General features: G+C 44.7%; 14 protein-coding genes. 3 read left to right on the top strand and 11 right to left on the bottom strand.

From position 1 onward, the window contains the following. Positions 1–93 precede the first annotated feature (93 nt). Together ON064_RS12915 and ON064_RS12910 are read right to left on the bottom strand one after the other, a co-directional pair. Positions 94–1,038 (bottom strand): YflT domain-containing protein, encoded by a 945-nt coding sequence (locus ON064_RS12915; RefSeq protein ID WP_274625087.1) that lies wholly within the window; start codon positions 1,036–1,038, stop codon positions 94–96. 159 nt (positions 1,039–1,197) lie between these two features. Continuing rightward, positions 1,198–1,791: a general stress protein gene (locus ON064_RS12910; protein WP_274625086.1), complete on the bottom strand. Its 594-nt coding sequence runs from the start codon at positions 1,789–1,791 to the stop codon at positions 1,198–1,200. A gap of 400 nt (positions 1,792–2,191) precedes the next feature. On the opposite strand from ON064_RS12910, the gene ON064_RS12905 reads away from it, so the two are divergent. Both ON064_RS12905 and ON064_RS12900 read left to right on the top strand, forming a co-directional pair. Beyond that, positions 2,192–3,481, top strand: coding sequence for a helix-turn-helix transcriptional regulator (locus ON064_RS12905; protein ID WP_274625085.1), 1,290 nt, complete (start codon positions 2,192–2,194; stop codon positions 3,479–3,481). A 13-nt stretch (positions 3,482–3,494) separates the two neighbouring features. Further along, entirely contained in the window at positions 3,495–3,977 is a 483-nt protein-coding gene (locus tag ON064_RS12900) for a hypothetical protein (RefSeq protein WP_274625084.1), read from the top strand. 99 nt (positions 3,978–4,076) lie between these two features. Here the strand turns inward: ON064_RS12900 and ON064_RS12895 are convergent, their stop codons facing one another. The 9 genes from ON064_RS12895 to ON064_RS12855 all read right to left on the bottom strand — a co-directional run bounded on the left by ON064_RS12895 (position 4,077) and on the right by ON064_RS12855 (position 11,936). Further along, a complete protein-coding gene (locus tag ON064_RS12895) occupies positions 4,077–4,811 on the bottom strand; it encodes a gamma-glutamyl-gamma-aminobutyrate hydrolase family protein (protein WP_274625083.1) in 735 nt (244 codons plus the stop codon). An 85-nt stretch (positions 4,812–4,896) separates the two neighbouring features. Continuing rightward, positions 4,897–5,208: an MGMT family protein gene (locus ON064_RS12890; RefSeq protein WP_274625082.1), complete on the bottom strand. Its 312-nt coding sequence runs from the start codon at positions 5,206–5,208 to the stop codon at positions 4,897–4,899. Positions 5,209–5,218: 10 nt separating this feature from the next. Then, entirely contained in the window at positions 5,219–5,704 is a 486-nt protein-coding gene (locus ON064_RS12885; protein WP_274625081.1) for a hypothetical protein, read from the bottom strand. Positions 5,705–5,737: 33 nt separating this feature from the next. Next, the gene (locus ON064_RS12880; protein WP_274625080.1) at positions 5,738–6,721 is read right to left on the bottom strand and encodes a GNAT family N-acetyltransferase; all 984 of its coding nucleotides are present in this window, start codon (positions 6,719–6,721) and stop codon (positions 5,738–5,740) included. Positions 6,722–6,747: 26 nt separating this feature from the next. Beyond that, entirely contained in the window at positions 6,748–7,407 is a 660-nt protein-coding gene (locus ON064_RS12875; RefSeq protein ID WP_274625079.1) for a YveK family protein, read from the bottom strand. 327 nt (positions 7,408–7,734) lie between these two features. Continuing rightward, positions 7,735–8,040 (bottom strand): MarR family transcriptional regulator, encoded by a 306-nt coding sequence (locus tag ON064_RS12870; RefSeq protein WP_101190726.1) that lies wholly within the window; start codon positions 8,038–8,040, stop codon positions 7,735–7,737. Positions 8,041–8,221: 181 nt separating this feature from the next. Next, complete coding sequence (locus ON064_RS12865) at positions 8,222–9,517, bottom strand: Zn-dependent hydrolase (protein WP_274625078.1); 1,296 nt, start codon at positions 9,515–9,517, stop codon at positions 8,222–8,224. 20 nt (positions 9,518–9,537) lie between these two features. Beyond that, positions 9,538–10,716 (bottom strand): amidohydrolase, encoded by a 1,179-nt coding sequence (locus tag ON064_RS12860; RefSeq protein ID WP_274625077.1) that lies wholly within the window; start codon positions 10,714–10,716, stop codon positions 9,538–9,540. A gap of 23 nt (positions 10,717–10,739) precedes the next feature. Next, the gene (locus ON064_RS12855) at positions 10,740–11,936 is read right to left on the bottom strand and encodes a hypothetical protein (RefSeq protein WP_274625076.1); all 1,197 of its coding nucleotides are present in this window, start codon (positions 11,934–11,936) and stop codon (positions 10,740–10,742) included. 330 nt (positions 11,937–12,266) lie between these two features. Here ON064_RS12855 and ON064_RS12850 point away from each other — a divergent pair, with 330 nt between their 5' ends. Then, the gene (locus ON064_RS12850) at positions 12,267–13,691 is read left to right on the top strand and encodes an NAD-dependent succinate-semialdehyde dehydrogenase (protein ID WP_274625075.1); all 1,425 of its coding nucleotides are present in this window, start codon (positions 12,267–12,269) and stop codon (positions 13,689–13,691) included. Positions 13,692–13,795 lie beyond the last annotated feature (104 nt).

Below are 13,795 nucleotides of genomic sequence, written 5' to 3'. Positions count from 1 at the left end.
AGGCATCATCATTGCGCGCAGCACCCACAAAAAATAAATGCAGACAACAAAAAGGCCGGAGAAATATAACATTTCTCCGGCCTTCTTCTATTTTTAGAATAAACGCGGCGTCGGTGGCGTACCGGTCTTTTTCTCTACATTTTTATGGAAATCATCCGCATCTCTAGGATTTTTCGTAGATTCAAAATCGTCACGGCGCTCTGTATCAGCTAGATGCTCTTCTTCTGAATCACGGCCGAACGGCGCTGGCCCAAGATTTGGATCCACTCCCGGAGAAGGTTCATCTTGCCGGCGGTTCACCCCATCTTCCCGGTTCAATTCCTTTTCACCGTCTTGGTCTCCCAGTTTCGGCTCATGCTCCATGCGCTTTTCAGATGGCTTTTCAGCTTCCGACGGCTTTTCACGGTCGCTGGTCGGGTGAATTTCAGCACCTTTCAAACGGGAATCCTGGGATTTGCTATGCAATTGGGATTTATTCGTCTGTTCGCGCGTAGCATCGGTTGTGTAGATGCCTTCAACGCCCGTATCGTGGCCCCCTTCATGCTTTTGGATGTCTTTGTCGATGAGCTTTTCATCATCATGCATTCTACCGTCCCGTTCAACATCGCGGCCAAACGGCGCAAATGCTGTATTGCGCCCCTCGGCCTCCAGGTCCATAGGGGTGTTGTCGTCAGAATGTGAAGAGAAATGTTCAGTTTCTGCATTCCCGCTAGGTGCACCATCCGTATACAAAAGGACCGCACCGCGTTCGATTTCGCGCTCATAATGGTCAGCTGTGTCACGATCTACGCCAAATTCATCCAATTTAGCGCGGGCTTTGTCTTCTCCTGTCAACAGGGTTTTGATGCGGTTCCCGAAAGAGTTGGCTTTATGCGAATCCACACCATAACGGTCATGGGCTTCATTCACCAAGTTTTTATCGTTTGCAAGCACATGGATATCCTCATTGCGATAGCCTTTTGAGATCAATGCTTCCAAAGCTCGTTCCATTTCATCCTGTGAATAAACAATTTCAAATTGACGGTTTGTCTGTACCATTTATAAAACCTCCTGATTTAACTTGTATTGCTTTCTGTTTACCCGTACTTTATCGGTACTAAAACATTTCAATCCTTCTATATAATATATTTCGGAATCTTAAGCTATCTTCATAGGATATAATAAAGCCCCGATCTTCAAACGACCGGGGCCAACATATCACTTATATTTTTTATCGTTGGTGCTTTGTGCTTCTGTTTTGCTTGTGCCGCCCCGTGCTTTTTCGACTTCCGGTTTCTCTTGTGTCGTAAATGATACGTGGCGCTCGTCTTTCACTAATGTCGGATCTTGCAAGAAAGTCTCGCCACGTGCGAAACGGTCTTCCTGTTCATCATAATTATTATCGACGGACTGGATATACTGACGGCGTTCTGCATCAGTCGGTTCACGTTCGGGTGCACCTTCCGATTCCTTCACCGCATCGATGATCCCTTTTCTTTCGTCTTCTACATACAGCAGGATTCCGCCTTTAGCGACATCTTCTGTATACCGCTGCGCTTCTGCTTCCGATAAGCCAAGTGAATCAATAGATTCCTTAACTGCGCTTTTTCCTGTGACGAAACTCTTCATTTTATTCCCGAAAGACCCGGCTTTTTCCACTTCTACTTGATGGTCGTTTAGTTGATCCGTATGTTCAGCCACCGCATGAATTTCATTTGCGGAATACCCTTGTTCATTGAGTTGGCTAAGTTTACGGTCAAAATCTTCCTGAGAATAAACGATTCCAAGTACTTTTTTATTTGATGAGTTCATAATAATACCCCCGTTTGATTGATTTGGCTGTCGCATTATTCTTCCTTACCCTTCATTGCACTTTGTCTAAACTTTCATGAAATTATTCCGATAGAACAAAAGGACTAGTAGTAAGTCCAAATACTGTAATGATTTGGCTATTATTTTAGCTGTTAGGCACTTTTTACCTTTTTTCTCAAAACAGGAGTTACCGAAATAAAAAAGCAGTTTATTTTGAAAATTGATGCTATCATAGATTTAATATATGTAATTAAAGTAAAATGTGAATGTGGAGGCGGTAATTATCGTACTAAACAATCTATCGGATATACGCTTGTCAGGGCCGCCTGCCCAAGCGGAGGAAAACTCTCCTACATGGATGATTGAAGTACTGCCCATGCAAACGGAAAGGAGAGCGGACATGGACACTGGAATGCGACTGAAATATCATCGGCTGAAAAAACGGCTCAGCATGGAAGAAACTGCATCAGGCATTTTCTCTCCAAAAGATCTAAAAAAAATTGAAGCTGGTTTGAAAGAACCATCGCTAAAAGATTTGGAAGCATTATGTAAAAAACTCGAAATCCCGCTGGCTGCCAAAGACAACCCAATTGGCAAAGTGCTAGTGAAAAACTTTAAAAACTCATTGCTCCATCCTCAGAACAAAGGCAAAATCATGGAGCATTACGCTGACATTTGCAACCACCCTCTCCTGCGCGCAGACGAAGACGTCGAACTTGAATTCGATATCCAACAAATCCGCTATTTTATTATCACGGGTGACTTGGAAAGCGCAGAAAAGAAAATTAAAGAGATGGACCGGTTCAAGGAATTTATGGATCAAGAACAGTATTATCTGTACCACAAATATAATGGCAACTATAATTATATTTTGAATGATTACGAGAATGCGTTGAAAATATACTTAATCGCTGAAAAAATTGCTCCAAAGTCTATATCCGCCGCTGAAATAGGAGATCTATACTATTCTATTGGCATCTCAAGCAATCAGTGCGAAGAACATGAGTTAGCCTACAAATATTCAGAATTAGCTTTAAAAATTTATCAACAAGAGTTTGTACCTAAACGGATCGTAGAGTGCCATTTGAATATTGCGATTACTCACGAACACTTTGGCAACTACAAGCTATCTCTTGAACACCATAAGAATGCTTTAACTATAGGCAGTAAATTAGATATTGACATTCTAAAATTCACCACCGAATACAATGTGGGATTTTCAAATTTTATATATCAACAATACGAAGAAGCAATTCTTCATTTGAATAACGCTTTAAAATACATCCCAGACGAATACTTAGCTGATTGCGTTTCCACATACTGTTTGCTGATCAGAAGTTATTTAGAAATCAATGATAAAGTTAAGGCTAAAGAAGCTATTGAAGCTGGATCAAAAAAAATTAAAGCAAAAGATATAGCTTTAAATTCACCAGCGAACTCTTCTTTCAGAAACGTTTATATGGAATTCATTGCTCTAACTTATTTACTTGAGGGAAATGAAACAGAGTTTGAAAATATTTTACTTAAAGAGCTAATAAAGACTTTTGAAGAATCAAACAGTTTTCATGATTTAGGATACTATTTTGGATATTTGGGTAAAATATACTTTAGACAAAGCCGATACAAAGAATCAGCTATTATGTTAGAAAAATCAAAGGATGCTTACAAAGCAGTCCTTAATATTAGTTAGGAGTGAGAATATAATGAAAAAAAGCATGTTTTTCTTATTAGTATCTACTTTTGTAATAAGTACTTTGCCAAGTGTTATTGCCCCAAACTCTTCCAACGATCTAGTGGTTCAGTCTCATAATCCTGAATTTTCGTCAGTCGAAGACCAATTTGCTGTTAAGTCTCGTATCCCTGAACCTTGGTCTGTCGAAGACCAAGACCAATTTGCTGTTAAGTCTCGTATCCCTGAACCTTGGTCTGTCGAAGACCAATTCGCTGTTAAGTCTCGTATCCCTGAACCTTGGTCAGTCAAAGACCAATTTGCTGTTAAGTCTCGTATCCCTGAACCTTGGTCTGTCGAAGACCAATTCGCTGTTAAGTCTCGTATCCCTGAACCTTGGTCAGTCAAAGACCAATTTGCTGTTAAGTCTCGTATCCCTGAGCCTTGGTCAGTCAAAGACCAATTCGCTGTCAAGTCTCGTATCCCTGAGCCTTGGTCCGTTAACCCGAAAGCATAAAATTTAATCATTACATTTTTAACCCGCTCTTCCAATACGGAGGGCGGGTTTTTAATTGTTTCATAAGAAAAACGCTGGGACAGCCCCCAGCGTCAGTTCTCATTGATTCTGTTTTTTATCAATTAGGCATTCATTGACGAAGTACGAGAAAATATTGCGTGAAGCTTCATCGCCTTGCAGCGCAAACTCTTCAGGATGCCATTGGATGCCCATCGCAAACTGATGGTTCGGGCTCTGCAATGCTTCTACAAGTCCGTCTGCTGCACGGGCTGCCACTTCCAGCCCTTCCGCCACATCTTTAACCCCTTGGTGATGGAAAGAATTCACATGAAACTCTTTTTCTTTCATGATTTTATAAAGCAAGCTGTCTTCTTCTAATTTCACGGAATGCGTACGGTGGGTCCGCATTGCCATTTGCTTGTGCTGGTAAAGCGTACCTTCGTATTGGGATTCCAGATCTTGATAGACGGTACCACCAAACGCTACGTTGAACATTTGCATACCCCGGCACATTCCAATAAATGGCTTATCCAATTTCAGGAAATTTAAGATGAGTTCAGCTTCGTATTTGTCGCTGCCTGGATAAACTGCACCTAGACGGACATGAGGCTCTTCCCCATAAATATTCGGGTTGATGTCCCCGCCTCCTGTTACAATCAATCCATCCAACCGTTCGCAAAGCAGCGGAATATCTTCCTCGTCCACAATCGGGACAATCAAAGGCAATCCCCCTGCCTGTAGGATGGCATTTGCGTAGACAGGATCTAACGAATACATTTGATCCTCTTCGACACGAGCCGTAATTCCAATAACCGGTTTGTTTTCTGTAGCCACTATAATTCCCCATTTCTGCAACAAAAATTAGTCGATGCAGGTTTATACCCTTTATAAGACGTAAGATAAACTTACATTTTCTTGCTTACAGATCAGGGAAATGTTGATAGCGGCTTAAAGCTACTTTTCCTTCTTCCTCAAAACAAAGTCCTTCTTCTTCCAAAAGCAACTTTTGGGTGAACCGTCCTTCTCCGTCTTTTATGGCAATTTCACCTTTCGCATTGACGATTCTGTGCCACGGAATATCTTGCGTTTCACTCATACTGTGGAGGATTCTTGCCACTTGACGGGCAGAACGAGGGCTTCCAGCTGTACTGGCTACTTGCCCGTAAGACATCACTTTTCCTTTCGGTATGCTTTTCATGACCTCGATCGCTTTCTTTGTAAATGGCTGCATTGCTTAATAACTACCCCTTTTTGGCATTCTGTGAATGTTTCTTGATTTCCTCAAGCAACTCGCCTTCCTCATATCGTTGAATCAAGTCTTCTACAAATTCAATCAAGGGCAAATTGGAAGCTTCCACAGCCAATCCATCGCTTTCGGCATGCACTTGACGATAATAAGCACCCATTTTTTCCACTTGTTCCTTGAAACCATCCAAACTGGATTCATCAGCGTATTTTAACGGTTGTTGAGGAGTTTTCTTCTTTCCTTCATTTACGTAAAGAAAGTGCATTTTGTCAAGCTCCTGTACTTTCTCGTCGAATAAGCGCTGGTGATCATCGTATCGGTAGAAATTGCGCCAGTATTCGAAGATGGTTTTCGCCACGCCGAGGCGCAGCGCCCCATTTACAGAATCCATTTCTTCCACAACGCATAATTCGTACATGATTTTGCGCAACGATTTCTTATATTCCCGTTCCACTACCCCTTTATATTGCGTATATCTCATTTAGTATACCCCCCTGTATTTTTTGAGTACGTTTCAAATATTGCGGTAGCGTCGGATGATGTCTTCATCGTCCAAAGAAATGAATTGGTCGTATATCTTTTGTTTATGGATGTACCTGCCGATAAAGAAAGTGGATGGCTGCATATTGGCAATCGCCCGTTTCGCATCTCCCAATTCACTGTCCAAGCTTCCTCCTAAATGGAACTCTTCATAATAATTATCCAACCCCCATTCAGCAACTTTAGCCAGTAATTCATGATCCGCCTTGTGCTTTTTCCCCTCTGGTAAATTGCCTTCTAAGTGAAAATGAACAGTCTTGCCCATCGCCAAGACATAGCAGGCGGATACCAATTTTTCTTCTCTATACGCTCCGAACAAATGAAGGTTTGGGCCGAGCGTGCTGACTAAGGCTTCAAAATAGTCATTGGTAAAAAAATAATAACTATCAGCCTCTTCCCGTCTTCGGGCATTCGAGTAATAAAGGACAAGAAATTCGAACATATGGCGGACAGTCCCTAACTTTCGAACCTCCACTTCAGGTGAAGTTGGTTTACCTTGCACAAAAGGATTTTGCCACTTTTTCAAATCAATCGAATAAGTTTCATATAAGGGCAATAGTTGCATATAGTTTTTGAAGAACTCTGCATTTCCCCGGGAAGGGTGAAACCGGATGAACTCAGCTACAATCTGTTCGTTTTCACAGAAATCGGTGAATTCCTTCCTGAAATTGGCTACTAGCGATGCGCTGTCGGATCGTATGTTCAGCACCGGCCCACCATAACCAAACGGTGTCGCAATATCATAATACTGCGGCATTTCTTCGTTCACTTTTCTTTTGATGAAAGGGTATGCCACTTCCCCGTCTTCGCATCGAAAATAAAAGAGGTAAGCTTCTCCAGGATCCAATTTAAGGGCACTCAGAAAGTATTGCGTCGTGTAGTAAATATCCTGTATGTCTAAGGCATCAAGTATTTCCTGCCATTTGATATGCTCTTGGATGGAAACCAGCTTATACATACTCTCACCCCTGCTTTAACTACTGCTTATTTGAAGACGGTCTGTAAATGTGCGTTCTTTCTTCTTCCAAATTGAGCATATCGTCTAACAAAACCGAATAACTCAAATGTCAGGCTTAGCAGGATTCCCGCCACCAAGCCTGCAATTGCCGCTAACGATAACAGGATACTCAAACTGCTATTCTCTTCAAGCGCATTTTGTGAAGTGCCGGCTTTCAAGATGACGCTCACGTTGTCCACTTTCAACAGATGCTTCACTTCTTCTTGCAAGCTGAAAGCTATGGCATTTGCTATTTTAGCAGCTTCATTTTTTTCCCCAGCCGAGACAACGATATTAAGGACTTGTGAGTTTTCCGGCCGGTTGATGGCTATGCGATGATGAAGATCTGCCATCGAATACTCGCTACCTGTACGTTCAAGCACCTGGGACAGCACAGCAGGGCTTTTCGCCAAAACTTGGTAGGCTTCCAAAGTTTGATAATCGGATGTGGCTAAAGTCTCCCCATGAATAGTCTCGGATGTAAGCGGTTCGACAAACACTTGGCTTGTCGCCATGTATTCGGGCTCGTAAATAAAGACCGACACGAGCCATACGGCAAAGACCGTTGATACAGTTGTACCGGCTACCAGCACAAAATTCCTGCTGACGCACGCTAACAGCCGGCGCCCAATTAGTTGTTTCCCCATTCCCCATCCTCCTCACTAAGACATTATCGAACTTCCTATCTAAAAATTCAGATTATTCTAGTACCTTTATATCACACTTTGTTGGTTCATTCTACACTTTTAAGCGTATTTTCATAAAAATTCTTAATAAATATAAGTAAATAGACTGTATCTGTCTTAACATTTAATTTAAATACGAATAAAATAGTCTTATATGTTCACTTTAATGAAAAATGTCTTTTTCGGTGGACTAGGCTTTTTGTACCTACTTCAAAAATACAGCCACAAGAAAAAGACCGGCGGAATATCCGCCAGTCTTTGCTAAGCTGATTCTTCAGATCGCTAAAATTATTCCTGCCACAAACCGATGATACCGTTTCTTCTATAGATAATCTCTTCTTCCTCGAGCCGTTTCAGGACTTTGGTCAAGGTTTGGTGAGAAATATTCAAGTCGTGGGTGATTTCTTTAATCGTCTTGAAAAGTACACCTTCCGACGAAGCATTCCTAATGAAGTACTCCATGAATCTTTCAGCGATTTCTGCTGTGCGAGCAGTTTCAGATGAAAAATAATGACGGCATTCCTTCAAGATTTTCTCTTCGGAAAACGGGCGCGCATTGTTAGAAGCATTATTCTCAACTGCTTTCACGTTCATCACCTCCGTACAGGTTGTAATATCATTGCTTGCATTCTATATACCCGATTTACCGGTAAATATACACTCTATATCAATTTAACCTGATAATTCCATAATAAGGATCTCTACATCCATATTTTTCAAATCTATTTGCGCAAAAAAAGACAGAGGCATCTCCTCTGTCTTCCGAAAAAATTGCTTATGATTTTGCCATTCTCGATTCGATAAATGCTTTTAAAGCGTGAACCCCGTGAACACAATCAGACAAGGACGACCACTCTTTAGGATTGTGGCTGATGCCGTCTTTGCTGCGGACAAACAGCATCGCAACCGGAATATGACGTCCGACGATCATGGCGTCATGGCCCGCACCGCTCGGTATCCGCACCGGCTCGATTCCTTGTTCTTGCAGTATCCCCGAAATTTCCTGCTGCAATTCCTCTGAGATCGGCACAGGAGTGATGCTCGTATTTTGCTGGAGTGAAACAGTAACCCCGTGCTTGTCAGCTACTTCTTCTGCCAGACTTCGAATGCGCTCCACGAGTTGGTCGCGCGGTTCTTTATAGATGTCGCGCGCATCGACATGCAACACGACCTGCTCCGGAATAACATTAATGCCATTTGGCGATACATCCAGCTTGCCGACAGTCGCTACAGCCGTCTCGCTGATCACTGGGGGAAGCTCGGGCAAGCGGCTGACGAATTCGCCCGCTGCCACCAAACTATCCGTTCTGCCGATCATCGGCGTATTGCCAGCATGTCCTGCCTGACCTGAAAATTTCACTTCCATCCAGGCCGGGCCAGCGATTCCGCTGACGATGCCAACCGGCTGATTTTCTTGTTCCAGTTTTTTTCCTTGCTCGATATGCACTTCTGCAAATAATTCCAGCTCCGACAAATCCCTAACCGACTTGCGGAATCCATCCAGGGAGCTGCCATAAGAATTTAGAACTTGTTCCAAGCCCTCCCCGTTGTAATCCCGCAACTGATTCATCTCTTGTTCAGTAATGTCCCCCGTCATCGCACGGCTCCCGGTCAGGCCGCTATTGAATCTCGAGCCTTCCTCATCAGTGAAAACCACCACTTCATAGGGTTTTTCAGGAACAAAACCGACTGACTTCCAGGCTTCAACCACTTCAAGCGCAGAGAGCACGCCAAGCGGGCCGTCAAAATTGCCGCCATTAGGTACGCTGTCGACATGAGACCCCGACACGATGGCCGGCCCAGACGAACGTCCCGGTAAAGAACCGAAAACATTTCCGGCACCGTCTTCCCTCACGCTAAGCCCAGCCTCTTCCATCCAGGACCTGACCAATTGCTTAGCTTGTTTTTCTTCACCGGATAACCCCGGCCGTTTGATTCCGCCGGGTTCGGTATAGCCGATTTCCGACAAGGCATGCAAGCGTTTTGCGAGGCGTTCCCCGCTTACTCCTGAATGGTCCAATTGTTTATCGTATCCCTTGATCAAGTCTTCGTATAATGTGCTATTTCCCATAAGCCCCTCCATCGATTCGATTATTTTTTATTCAAGTAAGAATAAGCGTATTGTGCATACAATTCCGCACCGGTTGAAAGTGCCTCTTCATCGATATTGAACCGTCCGTGATGATGTGCCCACTCCGTATCTTTTTCTGGATTCCCCGCTCCGACCAATGCGAAACAGCCTGGTGCTTCGTCCAAAAAGAATGAGAAATCTTCTCCACCCATCGTCGGCTCTTCATGGTACAAAACATCTTCCCCGAAAGCTTCCGCTACAACTGCACGGGCCAACTGTGCGCTTTCAGCTTCATTGATGACCGCCTGCGTGCCGCGGATGTATTCGAGTTCAGCAGTTCCACCATAGAGCTCGGCAGTATTTCTGGCATATACTTCGAGCTGCTTTTCGATATGGTCGCGCACTTCCGGATCGAAACAGCGGACCGTGCCTTCAATAAGCGCATTTTCTGCAATAACATTGAAGCGTGTGCCGACCGTCATTTTGCCAACCGTGACGACGGCGGGCTGCTGGGGGTCTATTGTTCTTGAAACGATTGACTGGACATTCATGACAAACGAAGACGCCATGACCGATGCATCGATGCATGCTTGCGGCATGGCACCGTGCCCGCCGCGCCCAGTGAATCGAATATTGAAAATATCAGCAGACGCGAATGATGGACCTGCTGTGCAAGACACCATCCCAGTCGGGCTTTGTGACCAGATATGCATGCCAAATACATTATCGACGCCTTCCATTGCGCCTTGTTGGACCATTGCCCGTGCGCCTGTCGCGACTTCTTCTGCTGGCTGGAACAAGAATCTGACCGTTCCCTCAAGCTTATCTTTGATCGAAACAAGCGCTTTTGCAGCAATTAACAACATTGCTGTATGGGCATCGTGCCCACAAGCGTGCATTTTGCCTTGTTCTTTGGAACGGTACGGCAAATCTGAAGTTAACTCTTCGACAGACAAAGCGTCCATATCTGCCCGCAGCGCCACCGTCTTCCCAGGTTTGGCACCAACTAACTCCCCAACGACACCGGTCGGTTCGGTTTTACGGCAGTCAATCCCAAGTTCGGTCAAATAGTTAAAAACGTATTCCGTTGTCTCATACTCTTCCCAAGACAACTCTGGTTCGCTATGCAATTTTCTTCGGATATCAACCAGTTCCCCGGCATGATTTGCTATTTCTTTTTTGATCGCTTCAAGTATCACTGCAAAACCCTCCTAAATGGTGTTTACAGGAATCCGACGAAGATTCCTGCCAAGATGACCGAGACGATGGTGACCGTAATGAATCCAGCGACGAGCATCGGCGGCAGCATGCGGCTAGTCAGCATTTCGCGTTCTTTTTCGTCCTGCGTCAATGCATTGATCACTTCAACCGTGATGATATAATCTGCCGGGAATCCGTAAAGTGCCGTCAACGAGCAAGCGAACGCCATTTCTTTACTGACTTTTAAGATCTTCCCGATGATGAACGAAAAGATATACATCCCGACAAGCCCGATAATGATGCAGCCAATCAACGGATAAAGAATTTCCAGCATCATTTGAGGTGTCGCCGTTTTCAACCCATCAAAGATGAATAGCAGCAAAGCCATAATCGCAAAGCCGAAGCCATTTGCCTTTTGCAGCGGGTGGCGCTCCAAGAATCCGATCGAACGCGCTAATACCCCGAACAATAAGCACAATACATACGGGCTGATTTCCACAATCGGCGCAGCCAATGTTGAAGCCAGATACGCAGCATACCCGACTAAAGCAAGACGGAAGAATTTGAAAAAATCGGTATTGTATTTCTCCGGCAAGGCCGCAAACAGCTTCGGTTTTTCGTCCTGGACTTTTTCTTCAGCCGTTCCTGCTGCCAAAGGTGCGTAATCCGGCAGTTCATTATTGCGGTATTTCTGGAGCAAGTTGCGGCCTTCTCTTTTCAACATGACAGAAGTCAGCGGATAGCCTGCAAATCCTTGGATAACATAAATGACGATGGCGAACACGGCGAGCGTCGGAAGCCCTGCAGCTGTCGCCCCTTCCGACATAATTAGCGCTGATACCAATCCACCTACGAGTGGCGGGATGGCTACGATGACCGTCTGGAAATCAAACAACAAGGTCCCGATCGCAAGCAAGAAGACGACAATTCCTAAGATTCCAGACAAGGCGATCAAAATGGTGCGCCACTGCTTTTTCAGTTCATCCAGCGACAACAAAGTCCCCATATTCGTGATTAGCAAATAAATCAGCAAGGTGGCGACGACCGGCGGGATCCCCCCGATGGTTACGATATCTTCCGGGAAGAATGTCCAATAGCCAATTAAAAACAATACCCCACTGACGAAAATCGATGGAATCCAAGCTTTGGTGCGAATGGAGATCAGTTCTCCGATAAACAGGATGAAAGCCATAATGGCCAAGGCTAACATTTGGGGCATAGTGTTCATTCCTCTCTCAGCTTCAAAACATTATACGAAAACAGGTTTTTTCAGAAGCTTATTAGTTTTAAGCAATAGTAGCACAGAATTTCGAGTTCGGAAATAAAATTTATAGACTATTTTGAAATAACTTTAAATTGAATAAACGTTCATTTAAATGTAAGCGCAACCAATAGTGATATATTGCGTATTTCTTAAGACGTGAACTTTTTGAGTCCATTATTTATTTTTTATTGAATGTTTCAAGTGCCAGCCATCCCCCTGCGCAAGTTTAGACATTTTCAAGCTGAGGTATTGACTACAAGAAGCATAATTTAAGGAGGAGTTTGAATGAACGGCAAACATTATATAAATGGTGAATGGACGGATAAAGGAAATGATTCCATTAAAGTCATGAACCCGGCGACCGGCGAACAAGTAGGAACAGTCCCTAATGGCGGCGAAACGGAAGCGACTGAAGCAGTTGAAGCTGCCGCTGCGGCATTTCCTTCCTGGTCGAAGACAACGGCTTATGAACGCGCAGAATTATTGATGAAATGGCATGATCTTTTATTGGAGCATAAAGAAGAAGTCGGGGAAATCCTGACGAAGGAAATGGGCAAGCCGCTAAAAGAAGCGATCGGTGAAGTGGAATATTCCGCATCGTTCATATCGTGGTTCGCGGAAGAAGGCAAACGCGTTTATGGCCGGACCATCCCTGCGAGCAAAGATGGCAAACGCATCCAAATCAATAAACAGCCAGTAGGCGTTGTCGCATCTATTACCCCTTGGAATTTCCCTGCAGCCATGATGGCACGGAAAATGGCGCCAGCACTTGCAGCCGGCTGCACTTTCGTCTCGAAACCGGCGAAGATGACTCCACTCACAGCGGTCCGCATATTTGAGCTCGCGGAAGAAGCCGGATTCCCGAAAGGCGTCGTCAATCTGGTGACCGGCAGCGCCTCACAAATCGGCAAAGTGTTTACGAGCCATCCATCAGTTCGCAAATTGACTTTCACCGGCTCGACTGAAATCGGCAAGGAATTGATGAAGCAAGGCGCCGATACGATGTTGAACCTGTCGTTGGAACTTGGCGGGCATGCGCCGATCATCGTTCTCGATGATGCAGATATCGACAAAGCGGTCGAAGGCGTCATGGCGTCAAAATTCCGCAACGCCGGGCAGACTTGTGTATGCGGCAACCGCATTTACGTCCAAGAAGGAATCGTCGATGAATTTTCCGAGAAGTTGAAGCAAGCAGCCAGCCAATTGAAAGTCGGTAATGGCCTCGAAGACGGAGTCGATATCGGCCCGCTCGTCGACAAAGATGGCTACGAAAAAGTAGAGCGCCACGTAAAAGACGCCGTCGATAAAGGCGCGAAAGTACTAGTCGGGGGTGACGGCCAGACGGATAACGATGCTTACTTCTACAACCCGACTGTTCTCGTGGATGCTACAGAAGATATGCTGGTCATGAATGAAGAAACTTTTGGGCCAGTTGCGCCAATCATGAGCTTTAAAACCGATGAAGAAGCGGTTAAGCTCGCAAACGATACGCGCTTCGGACTGGCTTCTTATTTCTTCACTGAAAGCATGTCACGTGGAACTTTCGTTGCCGAGAATCTGGAATACGGCATCGTCGGCTGGAATGATGGCCTCCCTTCGACAGCACAAGCACCATTTGGCGGAATGAAAGAAAGCGGCGTCGGCCGTGAAGGCGGACAGGAAGGCCTCGATGCATTCCTTGAAACCAAATACATCTCCATCAAATTGTAAAAAACTTGCACACAATACAGAAAAAAGCTCCGGATCAAGGGATCCGGAGCTTTTTGTTATGCAACTGTTTCATATGATTTGGTGCCGCTACAGGCCGGCTTCAT

Source organism: Planococcus sp. A6, assembly GCF_028823615.1.
GTDB lineage: Bacteria > Bacillota > Bacilli > Bacillales_A > Planococcaceae > Planococcus.
Note: the sequence above shows the minus strand (reverse complement) of the source record. Positions and strands in the feature narration are given on the sequence as shown.